Annotated in this window: 30 protein-coding genes; all 30 read right to left on the reverse strand. The window is 67.9% G+C overall.

From position 1 onward, the window contains the following. Nucleotides 1–138: 138 nt before the first annotated feature. Nucleotides 139–543: a 30S ribosomal protein S11 gene (gene rpsK, locus ACIBBF_RS20845; RefSeq protein ID WP_020016139.1), complete on the reverse strand. Its 405-nt coding sequence runs from the start codon at nucleotides 541–543 to the stop codon at nucleotides 139–141. Between the two features lie 73 nt (nucleotides 544–616). After that, nucleotides 617–991, reverse strand: a complete 375-nt coding sequence (gene rpsM, locus ACIBBF_RS20850; RefSeq protein WP_119139878.1) for a 30S ribosomal protein S13 — start codon at nucleotides 989–991, stop codon at nucleotides 617–619. A gap of 176 nt (nucleotides 992–1,167) precedes the next feature. Continuing rightward, nucleotides 1,168–1,281: a 50S ribosomal protein L36 gene (gene rpmJ / locus ACIBBF_RS20855; protein WP_003956441.1), complete on the reverse strand. Its 114-nt coding sequence runs from the start codon at nucleotides 1,279–1,281 to the stop codon at nucleotides 1,168–1,170. Nucleotides 1,282–1,409: 128 nt separating this feature from the next. Further along, nucleotides 1,410–1,631 (reverse strand): translation initiation factor IF-1, encoded by a 222-nt coding sequence (gene infA / locus ACIBBF_RS20860; RefSeq protein WP_029290613.1) that lies wholly within the window; start codon nucleotides 1,629–1,631, stop codon nucleotides 1,410–1,412. 332 nt (nucleotides 1,632–1,963) lie between these two features. Then, a complete protein-coding gene (locus ACIBBF_RS20865) occupies nucleotides 1,964–2,284 on the reverse strand; it encodes a hypothetical protein (RefSeq protein ID WP_397417157.1) in 321 nt (106 codons plus the stop codon). 194 nt (nucleotides 2,285–2,478) lie between these two features. Next, nucleotides 2,479–3,366, reverse strand: a complete 888-nt coding sequence (gene map, locus ACIBBF_RS20870; RefSeq protein WP_397417160.1) for a type I methionyl aminopeptidase — start codon at nucleotides 3,364–3,366, stop codon at nucleotides 2,479–2,481. 3 nt (nucleotides 3,367–3,369) lie between these two features. Further along, nucleotides 3,370–3,927 carry an adenylate kinase gene (locus tag ACIBBF_RS20875; protein WP_397417330.1) on the reverse strand — a complete coding sequence of 186 codons (558 nt, stop codon included), beginning with the start codon at nucleotides 3,925–3,927 and terminating at the stop codon, nucleotides 3,370–3,372. A gap of 80 nt (nucleotides 3,928–4,007) precedes the next feature. Then, nucleotides 4,008–5,303, reverse strand: coding sequence for a preprotein translocase subunit SecY (gene secY / locus ACIBBF_RS20880; protein WP_397417163.1), 1,296 nt, complete (start codon nucleotides 5,301–5,303; stop codon nucleotides 4,008–4,010). 213 nt (nucleotides 5,304–5,516) lie between these two features. Next, on the reverse strand, nucleotides 5,517–5,969 hold the full coding sequence (gene rplO / locus ACIBBF_RS20885; RefSeq protein WP_026365835.1) for a 50S ribosomal protein L15: 453 nt from the start codon (nucleotides 5,967–5,969) through the stop codon (nucleotides 5,517–5,519). 2 nt (nucleotides 5,970–5,971) lie between these two features. Then, a complete protein-coding gene (rpmD, locus tag ACIBBF_RS20890) occupies nucleotides 5,972–6,154 on the reverse strand; it encodes a 50S ribosomal protein L30 (RefSeq protein ID WP_020016131.1) in 183 nt (60 codons plus the stop codon). Further along, nucleotides 6,154–6,807: a 30S ribosomal protein S5 gene (gene rpsE / locus ACIBBF_RS20895; RefSeq protein ID WP_397417167.1), complete on the reverse strand. Its 654-nt coding sequence runs from the start codon at nucleotides 6,805–6,807 to the stop codon at nucleotides 6,154–6,156. Before rpsE ends, rpmD begins: the two co-directional genes overlap by 1 nt. 31 nt (nucleotides 6,808–6,838) lie before the next feature. Then, complete coding sequence (rplR, locus tag ACIBBF_RS20900) at nucleotides 6,839–7,210, reverse strand: 50S ribosomal protein L18 (RefSeq protein WP_397417170.1); 372 nt, start codon at nucleotides 7,208–7,210, stop codon at nucleotides 6,839–6,841. A 2-nt stretch (nucleotides 7,211–7,212) separates the two neighbouring features. Continuing rightward, on the reverse strand, nucleotides 7,213–7,749 hold the full coding sequence (gene rplF / locus ACIBBF_RS20905) for a 50S ribosomal protein L6 (RefSeq protein ID WP_119139890.1): 537 nt from the start codon (nucleotides 7,747–7,749) through the stop codon (nucleotides 7,213–7,215). Nucleotides 7,750–7,770: 21 nt separating this feature from the next. Then, nucleotides 7,771–8,169, reverse strand: a complete 399-nt coding sequence (gene rpsH / locus ACIBBF_RS20910; RefSeq protein WP_119139892.1) for a 30S ribosomal protein S8 — start codon at nucleotides 8,167–8,169, stop codon at nucleotides 7,771–7,773. 75 nt (nucleotides 8,170–8,244) lie between these two features. Continuing rightward, the gene (locus tag ACIBBF_RS20915; protein WP_020016126.1) at nucleotides 8,245–8,430 is read right to left on the reverse strand and encodes a type Z 30S ribosomal protein S14; all 186 of its coding nucleotides are present in this window, start codon (nucleotides 8,428–8,430) and stop codon (nucleotides 8,245–8,247) included. Between the two features lies 1 nt (nucleotide 8,431). Further along, on the reverse strand, nucleotides 8,432–9,004 hold the full coding sequence (gene rplE, locus ACIBBF_RS20920; protein ID WP_397417174.1) for a 50S ribosomal protein L5: 573 nt from the start codon (nucleotides 9,002–9,004) through the stop codon (nucleotides 8,432–8,434). Next, on the reverse strand, nucleotides 9,004–9,345 hold the full coding sequence (gene rplX, locus ACIBBF_RS20925; protein WP_020016124.1) for a 50S ribosomal protein L24: 342 nt from the start codon (nucleotides 9,343–9,345) through the stop codon (nucleotides 9,004–9,006). The genes rplE and rplX overlap by 1 nt, the downstream gene beginning before the upstream one ends. 2 nt (nucleotides 9,346–9,347) lie before the next feature. Next, nucleotides 9,348–9,716: a 50S ribosomal protein L14 gene (rplN, locus tag ACIBBF_RS20930; RefSeq protein WP_020016123.1), complete on the reverse strand. Its 369-nt coding sequence runs from the start codon at nucleotides 9,714–9,716 to the stop codon at nucleotides 9,348–9,350. 133 nt (nucleotides 9,717–9,849) lie between these two features. Beyond that, a complete protein-coding gene (gene rpsQ, locus ACIBBF_RS20935; protein WP_253835551.1) occupies nucleotides 9,850–10,137 on the reverse strand; it encodes a 30S ribosomal protein S17 in 288 nt (95 codons plus the stop codon). A 4-nt stretch (nucleotides 10,138–10,141) separates the two neighbouring features. Beyond that, nucleotides 10,142–10,381, reverse strand: a complete 240-nt coding sequence (gene rpmC, locus ACIBBF_RS20940; protein WP_116673593.1) for a 50S ribosomal protein L29 — start codon at nucleotides 10,379–10,381, stop codon at nucleotides 10,142–10,144. Next, entirely contained in the window at nucleotides 10,381–10,797 is a 417-nt protein-coding gene (gene rplP / locus ACIBBF_RS20945; protein WP_119139900.1) for a 50S ribosomal protein L16, read from the reverse strand. The genes rpmC and rplP overlap by 1 nt, the downstream gene beginning before the upstream one ends. Nucleotides 10,798–10,799: 2 nt before the next feature. Further along, nucleotides 10,800–11,627: a 30S ribosomal protein S3 gene (gene rpsC, locus ACIBBF_RS20950; RefSeq protein WP_397417177.1), complete on the reverse strand. Its 828-nt coding sequence runs from the start codon at nucleotides 11,625–11,627 to the stop codon at nucleotides 10,800–10,802. Then, nucleotides 11,627–11,998 carry a 50S ribosomal protein L22 gene (rplV, locus tag ACIBBF_RS20955; RefSeq protein ID WP_397417180.1) on the reverse strand — a complete coding sequence of 124 codons (372 nt, stop codon included), beginning with the start codon at nucleotides 11,996–11,998 and terminating at the stop codon, nucleotides 11,627–11,629. Before rplV ends, rpsC begins: the two co-directional genes overlap by 1 nt. 68 nt (nucleotides 11,999–12,066) lie before the next feature. Beyond that, entirely contained in the window at nucleotides 12,067–12,348 is a 282-nt protein-coding gene (rpsS, locus tag ACIBBF_RS20960; RefSeq protein ID WP_397417183.1) for a 30S ribosomal protein S19, read from the reverse strand. A 14-nt stretch (nucleotides 12,349–12,362) separates the two neighbouring features. Then, entirely contained in the window at nucleotides 12,363–13,199 is an 837-nt protein-coding gene (gene rplB / locus ACIBBF_RS20965) for a 50S ribosomal protein L2 (RefSeq protein WP_253835545.1), read from the reverse strand. A gap of 31 nt (nucleotides 13,200–13,230) precedes the next feature. After that, nucleotides 13,231–13,533: a 50S ribosomal protein L23 gene (rplW, locus tag ACIBBF_RS20970; RefSeq protein ID WP_253835543.1), complete on the reverse strand. Its 303-nt coding sequence runs from the start codon at nucleotides 13,531–13,533 to the stop codon at nucleotides 13,231–13,233. After that, a complete protein-coding gene (gene rplD, locus ACIBBF_RS20975; protein ID WP_397417186.1) occupies nucleotides 13,530–14,231 on the reverse strand; it encodes a 50S ribosomal protein L4 in 702 nt (233 codons plus the stop codon). The genes rplW and rplD overlap by 4 nt, the downstream gene beginning before the upstream one ends. An 8-nt stretch (nucleotides 14,232–14,239) precedes the next feature. Beyond that, nucleotides 14,240–14,893 (reverse strand): 50S ribosomal protein L3, encoded by a 654-nt coding sequence (rplC, locus tag ACIBBF_RS20980; RefSeq protein ID WP_397417189.1) that lies wholly within the window; start codon nucleotides 14,891–14,893, stop codon nucleotides 14,240–14,242. A gap of 14 nt (nucleotides 14,894–14,907) precedes the next feature. Next, a complete protein-coding gene (gene rpsJ / locus ACIBBF_RS20985; protein ID WP_019146773.1) occupies nucleotides 14,908–15,216 on the reverse strand; it encodes a 30S ribosomal protein S10 in 309 nt (102 codons plus the stop codon). Between the two features lie 522 nt (nucleotides 15,217–15,738). After that, nucleotides 15,739–16,935 (reverse strand): elongation factor Tu, encoded by a 1,197-nt coding sequence (gene tuf, locus ACIBBF_RS20990; protein WP_397417191.1) that lies wholly within the window; start codon nucleotides 16,933–16,935, stop codon nucleotides 15,739–15,741. Nucleotides 16,936–16,999 lie beyond the last annotated feature (64 nt).

The raw sequence follows: 16,999 nt of genomic DNA on the forward strand, positions 1-16,999 counted from the left end.
TGGGGGGTGGGCCCGATATTTCCCGCATCGGGGCCGGCTATGCGGCCCCCCCCGGCGGGGGGGGGGCCCCCGCGGGGGGGGGGGGGCCCCCCGGGGGGGGGGGGGGGGGGCCGCCACCGCACCATGGCGCGACAAGCATCAGACGCGGCGGCGCTTCGGGGGACGGCAGCCGTTGTGCGCCTGGGGCGTCACGTCCTGGATCGAGCCGACCTCGAGGCCGGTCGCCTGGAGCGAGCGGATGGCGGTCTCGCGACCGGAACCCGGGCCCTTCACGAAGACGTCGACCTTCTTGACGCCGTGCTCCTGCGCGCGGCGAGCGGCCGACTCGGCGGCCATCTGCGCGGCGTACGGCGTGGACTTGCGGGAGCCCTTGAAGCCGACGTGGCCGGCAGAGGCCCACGACACCACGGCACCGGACGGGTCGGTGATCGAGATGATCGTGTTGTTGAAGGTGGACTTGATGTGCGCCTGGCCGAGCGGGACGTTCTTCTTGTCCTTGCGGCGCGGCTTGCGGCCGGCGGCAGCGCGAGTCTTGGGAGGCATCTGTTCTTCTATCTCCTGGTCTGATCGGACCGGGGCGGTCTAGCTCAGCGAGCGACCGCTCCACGGACTGCTGTCAGCGGGCCTTCTTCTTGCCCGCAACGGTGCGCTTGGGACCCTTGCGGGTGCGCGCGTTGGTCTTGGTGCGCTGACCGCGCACCGGCAGGCCGCGGCGGTGGCGCAGGCCCTGGTAGGTGCCGATCTCGACCTTGCGGCGGATGTCGGCCGCGACCTCACGGCGGAGGTCACCCTCGAGCTTGTAGTTGCCCTCGAGGTAGTCGCGGAGCGCAACGAGCTCGGCGTCGCCGAGGTCCTTCACGCGGACGTCCGGGCTGATGCCCGTGGCGGCCAGGGTCTCCTTCGCGCGGGTACGACCCACACCGAAGATGTACGTGAGCGCAACCTCAAGCCGCTTGTCGCGGGGGAGGTCGACGCCGATAAGACGTGCCATGTGCCTTCCGGCTCCTGTACTGCTCGTCGGAGGTCTGCCGCACCGCCATCCCGTGGTTTCTCACGGGCCCCGGCCTCCGGACCGAGGGTTCCCCGCCCCGCGTCTCGCGGAGTGGTTCGAGGTGGTGCGCTGGTGGTGGCCTCAGCCACCGGCCCGGGCAGGTGCCCGGAGGATGATCAGCCCTGGCGCTGCTTGTGGCGCAGGTTGTCGCAGATCACCATGACGCGACCGTGCCGGCGGATCACCTTGCACTTGTCGCAGATCTTCTTGACGCTCGGCTTGACCTTCATCGGATTTTCCTCCGCCACGCGCGTCCGGTCGCCCGGGTGCGCACGAGGCAGTGTCGTGGGTGGTCGATCGTGCGGCGACGTCACCTCTGGCCAGGCCGCGAGTGACATAGCCCCGGATCGGGGACTGACTACTTGTAGCGGTAGACGATCCGGCCGCGGGACAGGTCGTACGGGCTGAGCTCCACCACCACGCGGTCCTCGGGGAGGATCCGGATGTAGTGCTGCCGCATCTTGCCCGAGATGTGCGCGAGAACCTTGTGACCGTTCGACAGCTCCACGCGGAACATCGCGTTCGGCAGAGCCTCGACCACGCTGCCCTCGATCTCGATGACACCGTCCTTCTTTGCCATATCCTCCGCTAACTCTCGTCGTGACTGCTTCCACGCCCACGGCGTCGCAGGTACCCTGCGCAACCGACAGTCGGGTGTGGATGTCGTGTGCGTCCGTGTGCCGCCTGCCTCGTGTGCCTCGACCTGCGCCCCGCTCGCGCGGGGACCGGCAGGCGCTCGTGGCACCCTTTGAAGAACTGGAGGCGTTGAACGGACTACACCCAGCGGTCCAGCCTACGCCACTTCGGAAAGCATTCAAAGCGCAGGCCGACGCCGACGCCGCCCGCGGGCCGTGAGTCTCGCCACGCACCCCGCAGTGCCCGCGGTCGAGGCGCCGCTCGGCCGGCGTCCGGTCATAGGTCGTACTCGACGCCGGGTGGTCCGATCATCGTGTGCGGCAGGCTGCCGACGAGAAAGAACAGCATCGGGAGCCAGCCGAGCACCATGCCCAGCCCGAGCGCCACGAGCACCGAGCTGCCGCGAGCCGTCCACAGCCACACCCCGACCAGCCAGACCAGCACACCGAGCAGCAGCACCGACTCCCAGACCAGGAGCGACGTGCCGAACCCGAGCACGATGCCGACCCACAGGAACGGGCTCGGCACCAGGCGCCGCGCCCACACCGCCGACCAGCGGCCGAGGCGCCGCAGGCCCCGGCCGGCGGCGGGGAGCACCCGGGCGTACCACGGGCGCCCGGAAGACCCTGGCACCGCGTGCACGGGTGTCGCACGGGGCGCGTCCCCGCGCGGACCGGCGCCGGCTCGCGAGCGCGAGGGGGCCGTGTCACCCGAGGAAGTGCGCGCGTCGTCGGTCACCCGGCGATCGTAGCCAACTGACCCCAGGTTAAATAGTCCTCGGGCGAGATCGCTCAGCCGAGGTCGACCGGCTGCACCCCGAAGACGCCGAGGCGCTCGGCTCCCCCGTCGACCGCGGTCAGGACCACGACGCCGTCCTCCATGATCGCGGTCGAGTGCTCCCAGTGCGCCGCCCGGGACCCGTCGACGGTGACCACGGTCCAGTCGTCCTGAAGCACGCTCGTCTCCGCACCGCCCCGCGTGATCATCGGCTCGATGGCCAGGCACATGCCCGGGCGCAGCCGCGGGCCCTGGCCGGACGTCCGGTAGTTGTGGACGTCCGGGGGCTGGTGCATGGCGCTGCCGATGCCGTGCCCCACGTACTCCTCGACGATCCCGTACTCGGTACCGACGAACTCGCCGGCCATCTCGACCGCCGCCTCGACCGCCTCGCCCACGGCGTTCAGGCGCTTCCCGGAGGCCAGCGCCGCGATGCCCGCCCACATGGCCGCGTCGGTCGCCCGGACGAGCGCGATGTCGGCGAGGTCCGCCCCGGCGGCGACCAGGTCGTCGTCGGGCAGCCTGTGGTCCAGAGCGCCCTCGGCGCCGAGGACGAAGGAGATGGCGGAGTCACCGTGCCAGCCCTCGACGATCGCACCGCAGTCGATGGAGACGAGGTCGCCCGCCCCGAGCACCCGGCCACCCGGGATGCCGTGGATGACCTCCTCGTTCACCGACGTGCAGATGACGCCGGGAAAGCCGTGGTAGCCCAGGAACGAGGGCTTGGCCCCGGCATCCTCGATCGACCGCGCGGCGACGGCGTCGAGGTCGGCCGTGGTCATGCCCGGTCGGGCCGCCGAGCGGACCGCCGCGAGCGTGTCGGCGACCACCAGACCGGCGCGCCGCATGAGGCGCACCTGGTCCGGCGTCTTGTACTCGATCCGCTCCCGGCCGAAGACCACGCCTCAGCCCAGCTGCGTCGCGAGCGAGGCGACGATGCGGTCGGTGACGTCCGAGATCTCGCCCAGGCCGTCCACCTGCACCAGGAGGTTGCGCTCGCCGTACGCTGCCGTCAGCGGGGCGGTCTGCTCCGCATAGATGTCGAGGCGGCGGGCGATGGCCTCCTCGGTGTCGTCCTCGCGACCCTCCTGCTCGGCCCGCTTGGCGATGCGCGCGAGCAGCTCGGCACGGTCCGCCGTCAGCTCGATGACGCCGTCCAGCTCCCAGCCGAGACCGGCGAGGATCTGGTCGAGCTCCGTCACCTGGGCCGCGTTGCGCGGGTACCCGTCGAGGATGAAGCCCTGCTTCACGTCCGGCTCCCCGAGCCGGTCGCGAACCATGGCGTTGGTGACCTCGTCCGGGACGAGCTCACCCTTGTTCGTGTACTCCTGCGCGGTCCGGCCCAGCTCGGTCTCCCCCGCGATGTTCGCGCGGAAGATGTCGCCCGTCGAGATCGGGACGATCCCGAAGACCTCGGCGAGGCGGGCGGCCTGCGTACCCTTGCCCGCGCCCTGCGGGCCCATGATGACCAGACGCGTGACCTGGCCCTCCTGGTCCGGACGAGCGTGCAGCTCGCGGCGAGAGGTGGTGGTGGGAGTCTGGCTCAACGGAGGAATCCTTCGTAGTGGCGCTGCTGCAGCTGGGAGTCGATCTGCTTGACCGTCTCCAGCCCGACACCGACCACGATGAGGATGGAGCTGCCGCCGAACGGCAGGCTGGTGGTGACGCCCAGGAAGACGAGCACCAGCGTCGGGATCAGCGCGATCAGCGCAAGGTACAGGGAACCGGCGGAGGTGATGCGGGTGATCACGAAGTCGAGGTACTCCGCCGTGGGGCGGCCGGCCCGGATACCGGGGATGAAGCCGCCGTACTTCTTCATGTTGTCCGCGACCTCGTCTGGGTTGAACGTGATCGAGGTGTAGAAGAAGCAGAAGAAGATGATCATCAGCGTGTAGATCGCGATGTACAGCGGCGACGACTGCTGGACCAGGTTGTTCGAGATCCAGACGACCCACTCCTCCGTCTGGTCGCCGAACTGGGCGATCAGGCCGGGGATGGCGAGGATCGACGCCGCGAAGATCACGGGGATCACGCCGGACATGTTGATCTTGATCGGGATGTAGGTGCTGGTACCGCCGTACATCCGGCGCCCCACCATCCGCTTCGCGTACTGCACGGGGATGCGGCGCTGCGACTGCTCGACGAACACCACGAGGCCGACCACCAGGATGATGACCAGGATCATGATGGTGAAGTTCAGGGCACCGTTGGCGCCACCGGCGATCGACCACAGCGAGGTCGGGAAGCTGGCCGCGATCGACGTGAAGATGAGCAGCGACATGCCGTTGCCGACGCCGCGCTCGGTGATGAGCTCGCCGAGCCACATGACCAGACCGGTACCGGCGGTCATGGTGATGACCATGAAGACCGAGGTGAGGATGCTGTCGCTCGCGATGACGTCGAGGTCGCAACCCTGGAACAGCAGGCCCTGGCGCGCCGTCGTGATGACGGTGGTGGACTGCAGGATCGCCAGGGCGATCGTCAGGTAGCGGGTGTACTGGGTCAGCTTGGTCTGACCCGACTGGCCCTCCTTGTGCAGCGCCTCGAAGCGCGGGATGACCACGCGAAGCAGCTGCACGATGATGCTCGCCGTGATGTACGGCATGATGCCGAGGGCGAAGATCGACAGCTGCAGCAGAGCACCGCCGCTGAAGACGTTGATCAGGCCGAGCAGGCTGTTGTCACCCGCGAGGGCGATACATTGCTGCACGTTCGCATAGTCCACACCGGGGGTCGGGATGAACGACCCGAGCCGGAAGATCGCCATGATCGCGATCGTGAACAGCAGCTTGCGCCGCAGGTCTGGCGTCCGGAAAGCCCGGCCGAAAGCGCTGAGCACCCTATCCTCCTGGCCCGCCGTTGCGGGATCTCGTGTCGCCGGCGGGACGCCGGCGAGGTGTGTCGAACGTGGGCCAGACCACAACGGTGCAGCCAGACCGTGTCGGATTCTACGTTGCTCACGCGGGTCCGTGGACCACGTTCGCTCCGGGAAATACTCAAGAGAGCACACAGGGCCGGCCGCGCTCACGCGCCGCCGGCCCTGTCAGCTGTCTCAGGCCTCCGAGACCGTACCGCCGGCCGCCAGGATCTTCTCCTTGGCGGACGCCGAGACGCGGTCGACCGCGATCTCGAGCTTGACGGTGACGTCGCCGTTGCCGAGCACCTTCACGGGCTGGCCCTTGCGGACCGCGCCCTTCGCGACCAGGTCCTCGACGGTGACGGAGCCACCCTCGGGGAACAGCTCGGAAAGCTTGTCCAGGTTCACGACCTGGAACTCGACCCGGAACGGGTTCTTGAAGCCACGGAGCTTCGGGAGGCGCATGTGCAGAGGCATCTGCCCACCCTCGAAGCCCGCGGGGACCTGGTAACGAGCCTTCGTACCCTTGGTTCCACGGCCCGCCGTCTTACCCTTCGAGCCTTCACCGCGACCCACACGGGTCTTCGCGGTCTTGGCGCCGGGGGCCGGACGGAGGTGGTGGACCTTCAGCGGCTTGTTCTCCGCCATGATCACTCGACCTCCTCGACGGCGACGAGGTGCGCCACCGTCTTGACCATGCCACGGATCTCCGCGCGGTCCTCCTTCACGGCGGTGTCGCCGATCCGCTTGAGGCCGAGCGTCCGCAGCGTGTCACGCTGGTTCTGCTTGCCGCCGATGGCGGACTTGGTCTGGGTCACCTTGAGCCGAGCCATCACGCACCTGCCTTCGCAGCCGACTCGGCACGACCGGCGGCCTGGGCCCGCAGGAGCGCGGCCGGGGCCACGTCCTCCAGCGCGAGACCACGACGAGCGGCAACAGCAGCCGGCTCCTCGAGGCCCTTCAGGGCCGCGACCGTGGCGTGCACGATGTTGATCGCGTTGGACGAACCGAGCGACTTGCTCAGCACGTCGTGGATGCCGGCGCACTCCAGCACGGCGCGCACCGGACCACCGGCGATCACACCGGTACCCGGCGACGCCGGACGCAGGAACACGACACCGGCGGCGGCCTCACCCTGGATGGGGTGCGGGATGGTGCCCTGGATGCGAGGGACGCGGAAGAAGTTCTTCTTCGCCTCCTCGACACCCTTGGCGATCGCCGCGGGCACCTCCTTGGCCTTGCCGTAGCCGACGCCGACGGTGCCGTCGCCGTCGCCCACCACGACGAGCGCGGTGAAGCTGAAGCGACGGCCGCCCTTGACGACCTTGGCGACGCGGTTGATGGTGACGACCTTCTCGACGAAGGCGCTCTTCTCCTCGCGCCCGCCGCGACGGTCGTCCCGACGACCGCCACCACGGCGGTCGTTACGGTCCTTGTTCTCGGTGGCGGCACCCTGGGGGGCGCCGCTGCGCTGCCCTGCAGCCATCAGAGAGTCCTCTTCTTCCGTGCGTTGGTCATCACAGGGCCAGACCGCCCTCGCGGGCGCCGTCAGCCACAGCAGCGACGCGACCGTGGTACTTGTTGCCGCCGCGGTCGAACACGACGGTGTCGACGCCGACAGCCTTGGCACGCTCGGCGACGAGCTCGCCGACCTTGCGGGCCTTGGCCGTCTTGTCGCCGTCGAACGCACGCAGGTCGGCCTCGAGGGTCGACGCCGAGGCGACGGTCTTGCCCACGGTGTCGTCCACGACCTGCGCCACCATGTGGCGCGAGGAGCGGGTGACGACCAGACGCGGACGGACGGCGGTGCCGGTGATCTTCTTGCGCAGGCGCGAGTGACGACGCTGGCGAGCGACGGCCTTGCCCTTGCCCAGGATCTTGATAGCCATCGTCACTTACCAGCCTTTCCGACCTTGCGGCGGACGTTCTCGCCGGCGTAGCGCACGCCCTTGCCCTTGTAGGGCTCAGGCTTGCGGATCTTGCGAATGTTCGCCGCGACCTCGCCGACCTGCTGCTTGTCGATGCCCGAGACCGAGAACTTGGTGGGGCTCTCGACCGCGAACGTGACGCCCGCAGGGGGCTCGACGACGACGGGGTGGCTGAAGCCGAGCGCGAACTCGAGGCTCGAACCCTTCGCCACGACGCGGTAACCAGTACCGACGATCTCGAGCTTCTTCTCGTAGCCCTGGGTCACGCCCGTGATCATGTTGGCGATCAGGGTGCGGGTCAGGCCGTGCAGCGCACGGGAGTTCCGCTCGTCGTCCGGACGGGACACCACGAGCTGGGCGTCCTCCTGGGCGACATTGATGGGTGCGGGCACGGTGTGCTCGAGAGAACCCTTGGGGCCCTTCACGGTCACCAGCGCGCCGCTGACGGTGATGTCCACGCCGGCCGGGACCGGAACGGGAAGCTTGCCGATTCGAGACATTGGCGTTTTCTCCTTTCCGGATTACCAGACGTAGGCGAGGACTTCGCCGCCCACGCCCTTGGCCTGTGCCTGCCGGTCGGTCAGCAGGCCGGAGGACGTGGACAGGATCGCCACGCCCAGGCCGCCGAGGACCTTGGGCAGTTCGGTGGACTTGCGGTAGACGCGCAGGCCGGGCTTCGAGATGCGGCGAACGCCCGCGAGGGCGCGCTCCCGGTTCTGGCCGTACTTCAGCTCGATCGTGAGGGACTTGCCCACCTGGGCGTCCTCCACGGTCCAGCCGGCGATGTAGCCCTCGGCCTGCAGGATCTCAGCAATGTGCGTCTTCAGCTTCGACGACGGCATGGTGACCGTGTCGTGGTGCGCCGAGTTCGCGTTCCGCAGACGGGTCAGCATGTCTGCGATCGGGTCGGTCATAGTCATATCGGGCTCTTGCCCTTCCTCACCGGGGTATCCGGACGGCCATGCTCGGCCGGGCGGACCTACGGCGTAGTTGTGTTACCAGCTGCTCTTGGTGACGCCGGGAAGCTCGCCACGGTGGGCCATCTCCCGCACGCAGATGCGGCACAGGCCGAACTTGCGGTAGACGGAGTGCGGGCGACCGCACTTCTGGCACCGGGTGTAGGCGCGAACCGCGAACTTCGGCTTGCCGGCCGCCTTGTTGATCAGGGCCTTCTTCGCCATGTCAGTTCTCCTTGAAGGGGAAGCCGAGACGGCGCAGCAGGGAGCGGCCCTCGTCGTCGGTCGTCGCCGTCGTCACGACCGTGATGTCCATACCGCGGACCCGGTCGATCTTGTCCTGGTCGATCTCGTGGAACATCGACTGCTCCGTGAGACCGAAGGTGTAGTTGCCGTGCCCGTCGAACTGCTTGGGCGACAGACCGCGGAAGTCGCGGATACGCGGGAGGGCGATCGCCAGCAGGCGGTCGAGGAACTCCCACATCCGGTCGCCACGGAGCGTCACGTGCGCGCCGATCGGCATGCCCTCGCGCAGCTTGAACTGCGCGATCGACTTGCGAGCCTTGGTGACCTGCGGCTTCTGACCGGTGATCGCCGAGAGGTCGCGGATCGCGCCCTCGATGAGCTTCGAGTCCTTGGCCGCGTCGCCGACACCCATGTTCACGACGATCTTGGTGAGACCGCCGGCCTGGTGCACGTTCTTGTGGCCGAACTCCTCGATCAGCGCCGGGAGGATCTCCTCGCGGTACTTCAGCTTGAGGCGCGGCTGGGCCGGGGCCTCGATGGTCGTCTCGGTCATCAGATGTCCTTCCCGGAGCGCTTCGCGACGCGGATCCGGACGGTCTTGGTACGACCGTCACGCTCCACCTGCTCGAGGCGGTACCCGACCCGGGTGCCCTTCTTGGTCTCCGGGTCGACGATCATCACGTTGCTCACGTGGATCGGCGCCTCGACCGTCTCGATGCCACCGGTACGGGTGCCGCGCTGCGACTGGCCCACCTTGGTGTGCTTCGTGACGCGCTGCACGCCCTCGACCACGAGGCGGTCGGAGTCCTTGAGGACCTCGAGCACGCGGCCGGTCTTGCCCTTGTCGCGACCGGAGATCACGATGACCTGGTCGCCCTTCTTGATCTTCGCCATGGTCAGAGCACCTCCGGGGCCAGCGAGATGATCTTCATGAACCGCTTGTCGCGCAGCTCACGGCCGACCGGGCCGAAGATACGGGTGCCGCGAGGCTCGCCGTCGTTCTTCAGGATGACGGCGGCGTTCTCGTCGAACTTGATGTAGGAACCGTCGGGACGGCGGCGCTCCTTGGCGGTCCGGACGACGACGGCCTTGATGACGTCGCCCTTCTTCACGTTGCCGCCCGGGATCGCGTCCTTGACGGTGGCGACGATGGTGTCGCCGATACCGGCGTAGCGACGGCCGGAGCCACCGAGAACGCGGATGCAGAGGATCTCCTTGGCACCCGTGTTGTCGGCGACCCGAAGTCGCGACTCCTGCTGGATCATGTGAGTGAACTCCTGTCGTCGAACTGGTTCTCGCTCGGACTGCTTCCGGCGAGCCTGGTCGAACGGATAGTTGCTGTGCCGGGGGCGCCACGCGTACGTGTGTCACGCACCGCCCCCGGCGGGAAGAGAAGTCTTACTTGGCCTTCTCGGCGATCTCCACCAGACGCCACCGCTTGGTAGCGGACAGCGGGCGGGTCTCCATGATGACGACCAGGTCGCCGATGCCGGCGGTGTTCTGCTCGTCGTGCGCCTTGACCTTGTTGGTGCGACGGATGACCTTGCCGTAGAGCGGGTGCTTCACCCGGTCCTCGACCTCGACCACGATGGTCTTGTCCATCTTGTCGCTGACCACGTAGCCACGGCGCACCTTACGCGTCGTGCGCTGGGCCTGCGCGGCCTCAGCAGTCGTGTTCTCGCTCATTGCCTCACTCACTCACGCTCGGAGCCGTACGGATACCGAGCTCGCGCTCGCGCAGGATCGTGTAGATCCGGGCGATGTCGCGACGCACGGCCTTGAGCCGGCCGTGGCTCTCGAGCTGGCCGGTCGCCGACTGGAAGCGGAGGTTGAACAGCTCCTCCTTGGCTTCCTTCAGCTTGGCGACGAGAGTCTCGTCGTCCATGCCATCCAGATCGATGGGGGCCAGCCCCTGCGTACCGATAGCCATCAGACACCACCCTCGCGCACCACGAAACGGCACTTCATCGGGAGCTTGTGCATCGCGCGGCGCATGGCCTCGCGAGCAAGGGACTCGTCAACACCGGCCAGCTCGAAGACGACGCGGCCGGGCTTGACGTTGGCGACCCACCACTCCGGCGAACCCTTACCGGAACCCATGCGGGTCTCGGCAGGCTTCTTGGTCAGCGGACGGTCCGGGTAGATGTTGATCCACACCTTGCCGCCACGCTTGATGTGACGAGTCATCGCGATACGCGCCGCCTCGATCTGGCGGTTGGTGACGTACGCCGGCTCCAGAGCCTGGATGCCGAAGTCGCCGAACGCGATCTGGGTGCCACCCTTGGCCGCGCCGGAGCGCGACGGGTGGTGCTGCTTGCGGTGCTTGACCCTGCGCGGGATCAGCATGGTCAGGCCTCCGTTCCGGTCTCTGCGGCCGGAGCGGCAGCGGCCTCCGCCGCGGGGGCGGACTCTGCGCTGCGCTCGGCCGGACGCTCGTTGCGACGGCCGCCACGACGCTCGCCGCCACGCTCACCGCGCTCGCCACGGCCACGACCCTGACGGGGAGCGGCGGTGGCCTGCTGGGCGGCGAACTCCTTCTCGGTGACCTCGCCCTTGTAGATCCACACCTTCACGCCGATACGGCCGAACGTGGTGCGGGCCTCGTAGAAGCCGAAGTCGATGTACGCACGGAGCGTGTGCAGGGGCACACGGCCCTCGCGGTAGAACTCCGAACGGCTCATCTCGGCGCCGCCGAGGCGACCCGAGACCTGCACGCGGATGCCCTTCGCGCCGGCGCGCTGCGCGGACTGCATGCCCTTGCGCATCGCACGACGGAAGGAGACACGGCTGGCGAGCTGCTCGGCGATGCCCTGAGCAACCAGCTGCGCGTCGATCTCGGCGTTCTTGACCTCGAGGATGTTGAGCTGGACCTGCTTGCCCGTGAGCTTCTCGAGCTCGCCGCGGATGCGGTCGGCCTCGGCACCCCGGCGGCCGATCACGATGCCCGGACGCGCCGTGTGGATGTCCACGCGGACGCGGTCGCGGGTGCGCTCGATCTCGACCTTGGAGATGCCGGCCCGCTCGAGGCCGGTGCCCATGAGCTTGCGGATCTGCACGTCCTCACGGACGTAGTCGCGGTACCGCTGACCAGGCTTGGTGCTGTCGGCGAACCAGCGCGACCGGTGGTCGGTGGTGATACCGAGGCGGTACCCGTGCGGGTGAACCTTCTGTCCCACTATCGGGCCCCTTCCTTGACGGTCTGCTTGTCGGCGATCACCACGGTGATGTGGCTCGTGCGCTTGAGGATGCGCGTGGCACGTCCCTGAGCCCGCGGGCGGAACCGCTTGAGCGTCGGCCCCTCGTCGACGAACGCGGCGGAGACGACCAGGTCGCCCTCGTCGAAGCGCTCGCTGGCGCGGTCGGCCTTCACCCGTGCGTTGGCGATCGCGCTCTCCACGACCTTGCGGATCGGCTCACTGGCGGCCTGCGGTGCGAACTTCAGCACCGCGACGGCCTCAGAGGCCTGCTTGCCACGGATGAGGTCCACGACGCGCCGGGCCTTCTGGGGCGTGACACGGACGAACCGCGCCTGCGCCTTGGCTTCCATTGCTGTCCTGCTTCCTTTTCTCAGACAGTCCGAGTCATCGCTGCTGTGTGCGGGGAGAACCCCACGCCTCAGCGGCGACGACCCTTCCTGTCGTCCTTCACGTGGCCGCGGAAGGTCCGCGTGGGAGCGAACTCGCCGAGCTTGTGGCCGACCATCGACTCGGTCACGAAGACCGGGACGTGCTTGCGACCGTCGTGCACGGCAAAGGTGTGACCGAGGAAGTCGGGCGTGACGACCGACCGACGGGACCAGGTCTTGATGACGTTCTTGGTCCCCTTCTCGTTCTGGACGTCCACCTTCTTCTGGAGGTGGTCGTCGACGAAGGGGCCCTTCTTCAGGCTACGAGGCATGTTTCAGGCTCCTATCAGCGCTTCTTGCCGGTACGACGGCGACGGACGATCATCCGGTCGCTCGACTTGTTCGGACGGCGGGTACGACCCTCCGGCTGGCCCCAGGGGCTCACCGGGTGACGACCACCGGACGTCTTGCCCTCACCACCACCGTGCGGGTGGTCGACCGGGTTCATGGCGACACCGCGCACGGTCGGGCGCTTGCCCTTCCAGCGCATGCGGCCGGCCTTGCCCCAGTTGATGTTCGACTGCTCGGCGTTGCCGACCTCGCCGACCGTCGCGCGGCAGCGCAGGTCGACGTTGCGGATCTCGCCGGACGGCATGCGCAGCTGCGCATAGGGGCCGTCCTTCGCGACGAGCTGCACGGACGCACCGGCCGAGCGGGCGATCTTCGCACCGCCACCGGGCCGGAGCTCGATGGCGTGGATGACCGTACCGGTCGGGATGTTGCGCAGCGGCAGGTTGTTGCCGGGCTTGATGTCGGCGCCCGCACCGGCCTCGATGCGGTCGCCCTGCGACAGCTTGTTCGGCGCGATGATGTAGCGCTTCTCGCCGTCCGCGTAGTGCAGGAGCGCGATGCGCGCCGTGCGGTTGGGGTCGTACTCGATGTGAGCGACCTTCGCGGGCACGCCGTCCTTGTCGTGGCGACGGAAGTCGATGACGCGGTAGGCACGCTTGTGCCCGCCGCCCTTGTGACGCGTCGTGATGCGACCGGTGTTGTTGCGGCCACCGGTCTTGCTCAGCGGGCGGACCAGCGACTTCTCCGGCTGCGAGCGCGTGACCTCGACGAAGTCGGCGACGCTGGAGCCACGACGGCCGGGCGTCGTCGGCTTGTACTTACGGATTCCCATGGAAACCTGTCCTCAATCGTCTCTAGTCAGCTCAGCCGACCGGACCGCCGAAGATGTCGATCGTGCCCTCGCGGAGGGTGACGATCGCACGCTTCGTGTCCTTGCGCTTGCCGAGGCCGAAACGCGTGCGACGCGTCTTGCCCTTGCGGTTGATCGTGTTCACCGAGGCGACCTTCACGCTGAAGACCTTCTCGATCGCGATCTTGATCTCGGTCTTGTTCGCGCTCGGGTCCACGATGAAGGTGTACTTGCCCTCGTCGAGAAGGTTGTAGCTCTTCTCGGAGACGACCGGCGCGATCAGGATGTCGCGCGGGTCCTTCACGGTGACGCTCACTTTGCGGTCTCCTCAGCGGTCTCGGCCTCGGACTCCGTGGCGACAGCCTTCGCGCCCTTGGCCGGGCCCTCGAGGAACGCGGCGAGCGCGCCCTCGGTGAAGATGACGTCGTCGGAGACGAGCACGTCGTAGGTGTTCAGCTGGTCGGCGACCAGGAGGTGCACCTCGGGGACGTTGCGCAGCGACTTGATCGTGATCTCGTCGTCCCGCTGGGTCACGACGAGCACGTGCTCGCGCGTGGTCAGCTTGGCGATGGTGCCGAGCGCCGTCTTGGTCGACGGTGCACCGTCCAGGCCGAAGCCGGTGACGACGTGCACGCGACCGGCACGGGCGCGGTCCGAGAGAGCGCCACGCAGGGCGGCGGCCTTCATCTTCTTCGGGGTGCGCTGGTCGTACTTGCGCGGCTGCGGGCCGTGGACGGTGCCACCGCCGGCGAACTGCGGGGCGCGGGTCGAACCCTGACGGGCGCGGCCGGTGCCCTTCTGCTTGTACGGCTTCTTGCCACCACCGCGGACCTCGCCGCGGGTCTTGGTGGCGTGCGTCCCCTGGCGGGCGGCGGCGCGCTGCGCGACGACCACCTGGTGGATCAGCGGGACGTTCACGGCGACGTCGAACACCTCAGCGGGGAGCTCGGCCGTGCCGGACTTCTTGCCCTGGGCGTCGACGACGTCCACGGACAGAGCGGTCTGCGTAGTCATGGCTGCGGTCACGCTCCCTTCGCGGCGTTACGCACGAGGACGACGCCACCCTTGGGGCCGGGAACCGCGCCCTTGACGAGCAGCAGACCCTTCTCGGCGTCGACCGCGTGAACGGTCAGGTTCTGGGTGGTCTGACGGGCGTTACCCATCCGACCAGCCATCCGCAGGCCCTTGAAGACTCGCGACGGCGTCGAGGCGCCACCGATCGAACCCGGCTTGCGGTGGTTGCGGTGCGCACCGTGCGAGGCGCTCACGCCGGCGAAGCCGTGACGCTTCATGACACCGGCGGTGCCCTTGCCCTTGGTGGTGCCGACCACGTCGACCACGGCACCGGCCTCGAACACCTCGGCGGTGATCTCCTGGCCGAGCGTGAACTCGGACGCGTTCTCGGTGCGGATCTCGGCGACGTGACGACGCGGCGTCACACCGGCCTTCTCGAAGTGGCCCTTGAGGGGCTTGGTGACCTTGCGCGGGTCCACCTGGCCGGCCGCGAGCTGCACAGCCGCGTAGCCGTCGGTGTCCACCGTGCGGATCTGGGTCACCACGTTCGTGCCCACGGAGACCACGGTCACCGGCACGAGGCGACCCGCCTCGTCCCAGAGCTGGGTCATACCGAGCTTGGTCCCGAGCAACGCGGTCACGTTCTTCTGCTGGTTGGTCATGATGTCCTCCAGCCTCAGAGCTTGATCTCGATGTTCACGTCCGCCGGCAGGTCGAGTCGCATGAGCGAGTCGACGGCCTTGGGCGTGGGATCGATGATGTCGATGAGCCGCTTGTGCGTACGCATCTCGAAGTGCTCGCGGCTGTCCTTGTACTTGTGAGGCGACCGGATCACGACGAAGACGTTCTTCTCCGTCGGCAGCGGCACCGGACCCACGACCGTCGCACCAGCGCGAGTCACCGTGTCGACGATCTTGCGCGCCGAGCTGTCGATGACCTCGTGGTCGTAGGACTTGAGCCGGATGCGGATCTTCTGTCCCGCCATGGCGTCGTCTGACTCTCTCTCTCGAACCGCTACTGACCGACCCACGCACTCGGGCGTGTCGCTTGGAGCGGCACAGCCGGGCGCAGAGCACCATTCCTGGTGCCGGGGCCGTTGGGAAGTGATCTGCCCCGGTACGAGACCGGGACCGACCACGACGTTTGCCGAGCCTGCTCGGAACAGTGCCTCCGGAGATCCGGAGAACGTGTGCTCCGCGGGGCGCCCTGTACAGATCGAAACAGGCGACAACCCACGACCCCTTACCCGGAATTCTCCCCGGGTGGGTGACCGCTCCAGCCTCTGTCGGTCCGGACTGACCGGACCGAGGACTGCGGTTCTGCACACTGTTCGACACTTGAAAGAGCGCGCCTGTTACAGGCAACTATGCAATCTTGCCACACGTCCTGGCATCGGCCAAACGGAGCGCGTGTGACGCCCGCTACGTGCGCGAAGGGGCCCGGACGCCGAAGCGCCCGGGCCCCCTCGTGTCAGCTGACTTCCGTCAGATGAACCTGTGCTCCAAGATCACTTGAGGATCTTGGTGACACGGCCGGAACCGACCGTGCGGCCACCCTCGCGGATGGCGAAGCCCAGGCCCTCCTCCATGGCGATCGGCTGGATCAGCTCGACCGTCATCTCGGTGTTGTCGCCGGGCATGACCATCTCGGTGCCCTCGGGCAGCGTGATGACGCCGGTGACGTCCGTGGTGCGGAAGTAGAACTGCGGGCGGTAGTTCGAGTAGAACGGGTTGTGACGGCCACCCTCGTCCTTGCCCAGGATGTAGACCTGAGCCTCGAAGTTCGTGTGCGGGGTGATCGAACCCGGCTTCACGACGACCTGGCCGCGCTCGACGTCCTCGCGCTTGATGCCGCGCAGGAGCAGACCGGTGTTGTCGCCGGCCTGAGCCTGGTCCATCTGCTTGTGGAACGTCTCGATACCGGTGACCGTGGTCTTCTGCGGCTCGCGGATACCGACGATCTCGACGTCGGAGTTGATGTCCAGCGTGCCACGCTCGACCTTACCGGTGACGACGGTGCCACGACCGGTGATCGTGAAGACGTCCTCGATCGGCATGAGGAACGGCTTGTCCAGGTCACGCTGCGGCTCCGGGACGTTCTCGTCCACGGCCTCCATCAGCTCGAGGACCTTCTCGACCCACTCGGGGTCACCCTCGAGGGCCTTGAGGCCCGAGACGCGCACGACGGGAGCGTTGTCGCCGTCGAACTCCTGCGACGACAGCAGCTCGCGGACCTCCATCTCGACGAGCTCGAGGATCTCCTCGTCGTCGACCATGTCGGCCTTGTTGAGCGCCACGAGCAGGTAGGGCACGCCGACCTGGCGGGCGAGCAGCACGTGCTCACGCGTCTGGGCCATCGGACCGTCGGTGGCGGCGACCACCAGGATCGCGCCGTCCATCTGGGCGGCACCGGTGATCATGTTCTTGATGTAGTCGGCGTGACCCGGGGCGTCAACGTGCGCGTAGTGACGCTTGGGCGTCTCGTACTCGATGTGCGCAATGTTGATCGTGATACCGCGCTGCTTCTCCTCCGGCGCGGCGTCGATCTCGTCGAAGTTGCGCTGGACGTTCGCCGGCAGGTCCGGGTACTTGTCCGCGAGGGTCTTCGAGATCGCCGCGGTCAGCGTCGTCTTGCCGTGGTCGACGTGACCGATCGTGCCGATGTTGACGTGCGGCTTGGTCCGCTCGAACTTGGCCTTAGCCACTGGGGTCCTCCTGGGACTTGGGTAGATGTTCCGAACGTTGCAGATGCTCGGCCAAGAAGCCTAC

This window comes from Promicromonospora sp. NPDC050880 (assembly GCF_044456525.1).
GTDB lineage: Bacteria > Actinomycetota > Actinomycetes > Actinomycetales > Cellulomonadaceae > Promicromonospora.

What these genes read in the sequence shown, in the direction of transcription:
- rpsE (WP_397417167.1), bottom strand. Translation starts at nt 6,807, where the DNA reads ATGGCTGCAGGGCAGCGCAGCGGCGCCCCCCAGGGTGCCGCCACCGAG.
- rplX (WP_020016124.1), bottom strand. Translation starts at nt 9,345, where the DNA reads ATGGCGAAGATCAAGAAGGGCGACCAGGTCATCGTGATCTCCGGTCGC.
- rplN (WP_020016123.1), bottom strand. Translation starts at nt 9,716, where the DNA reads ATGATCCAGCAGGAGTCGCGACTTCGGGTCGCCGACAACACGGGTGCC.
- rplF (WP_119139890.1), bottom strand. Translation starts at nt 7,749, where the DNA reads ATGTCTCGAATCGGCAAGCTTCCCGTTCCGGTCCCGGCCGGCGTGGAC.
- rpsJ (WP_019146773.1), bottom strand. Translation starts at nt 15,216, where the DNA reads ATGGCGGGACAGAAGATCCGCATCCGGCTCAAGTCCTACGACCACGAG.
- rplE (WP_397417174.1), bottom strand. Translation starts at nt 9,004, where the DNA reads ATGACCGAGACGACCATCGAGGCCCCGGCCCAGCCGCGCCTCAAGCTG.
- rplR (WP_397417170.1), bottom strand. Translation starts at nt 7,210, where the DNA reads ATGGCTATCAAGATCCTGGGCAAGGGCAAGGCCGTCGCTCGCCAGCGT.
- rplC (WP_397417189.1), bottom strand. Translation starts at nt 14,893, where the DNA reads ATGACCAACCAGCAGAAGAACGTGACCGCGTTGCTCGGGACCAAGCTC.
- rpsH (WP_119139892.1), bottom strand. Translation starts at nt 8,169, where the DNA reads ATGACTATGACCGACCCGATCGCAGACATGCTGACCCGTCTGCGGAAC.
- rpmD (WP_020016131.1), bottom strand. Translation starts at nt 6,154, where the DNA reads ATGGCTCGGCTCAAGGTGACCCAGACCAAGTCCGCCATCGGCGGCAAG.
- rpsK (WP_020016139.1), bottom strand. Translation starts at nt 543, where the DNA reads ATGCCTCCCAAGACTCGCGCTGCCGCCGGCCGCAAGCCGCGCCGCAAG.
- rplD (WP_397417186.1), bottom strand. Translation starts at nt 14,231, where the DNA reads ATGACTACGCAGACCGCTCTGTCCGTGGACGTCGTCGACGCCCAGGGC.
- rpsS (WP_397417183.1), bottom strand. Translation starts at nt 12,348, where the DNA reads ATGCCTCGTAGCCTGAAGAAGGGCCCCTTCGTCGACGACCACCTCCAG.
- ACIBBF_RS20875 (WP_397417330.1), bottom strand. Translation starts at nt 3,927, where the DNA reads ATGGGCCCGCAGGGCGCGGGCAAGGGTACGCAGGCCGCCCGCCTCGCC.
- rplB (WP_253835545.1), bottom strand. Translation starts at nt 13,199, where the DNA reads ATGGGAATCCGTAAGTACAAGCCGACGACGCCCGGCCGTCGTGGCTCC.
- ACIBBF_RS20915 (WP_020016126.1), bottom strand. Translation starts at nt 8,430, where the DNA reads ATGGCGAAGAAGGCCCTGATCAACAAGGCGGCCGGCAAGCCGAAGTTC.
- rpsM (WP_119139878.1), bottom strand. Translation starts at nt 991, where the DNA reads ATGGCACGTCTTATCGGCGTCGACCTCCCCCGCGACAAGCGGCTTGAG.
- infA (WP_029290613.1), bottom strand. Translation starts at nt 1,631, where the DNA reads ATGGCAAAGAAGGACGGTGTCATCGAGATCGAGGGCAGCGTGGTCGAG.
- rpsQ (WP_253835551.1), bottom strand. Translation starts at nt 10,137, where the DNA reads ATGAGCGAGAACACGACTGCTGAGGCCGCGCAGGCCCAGCGCACGACG.
- rplV (WP_397417180.1), bottom strand. Translation starts at nt 11,998, where the DNA reads ATGGAAGCCAAGGCGCAGGCGCGGTTCGTCCGTGTCACGCCCCAGAAG.
- rplO (WP_026365835.1), bottom strand. Translation starts at nt 5,969, where the DNA reads ATGGCGGAGAACAAGCCGCTGAAGGTCCACCACCTCCGTCCGGCCCCC.
- rplP (WP_119139900.1), bottom strand. Translation starts at nt 10,797, where the DNA reads ATGCTGATCCCGCGCAGGGTCAAGCACCGCAAGCAGCACCACCCGTCG.
- rpmJ (WP_003956441.1), bottom strand. Translation starts at nt 1,281, where the DNA reads ATGAAGGTCAAGCCGAGCGTCAAGAAGATCTGCGACAAGTGCAAGGTG.
- rpmC (WP_116673593.1), bottom strand. Translation starts at nt 10,381, where the DNA reads ATGGCTATCGGTACGCAGGGGCTGGCCCCCATCGATCTGGATGGCATG.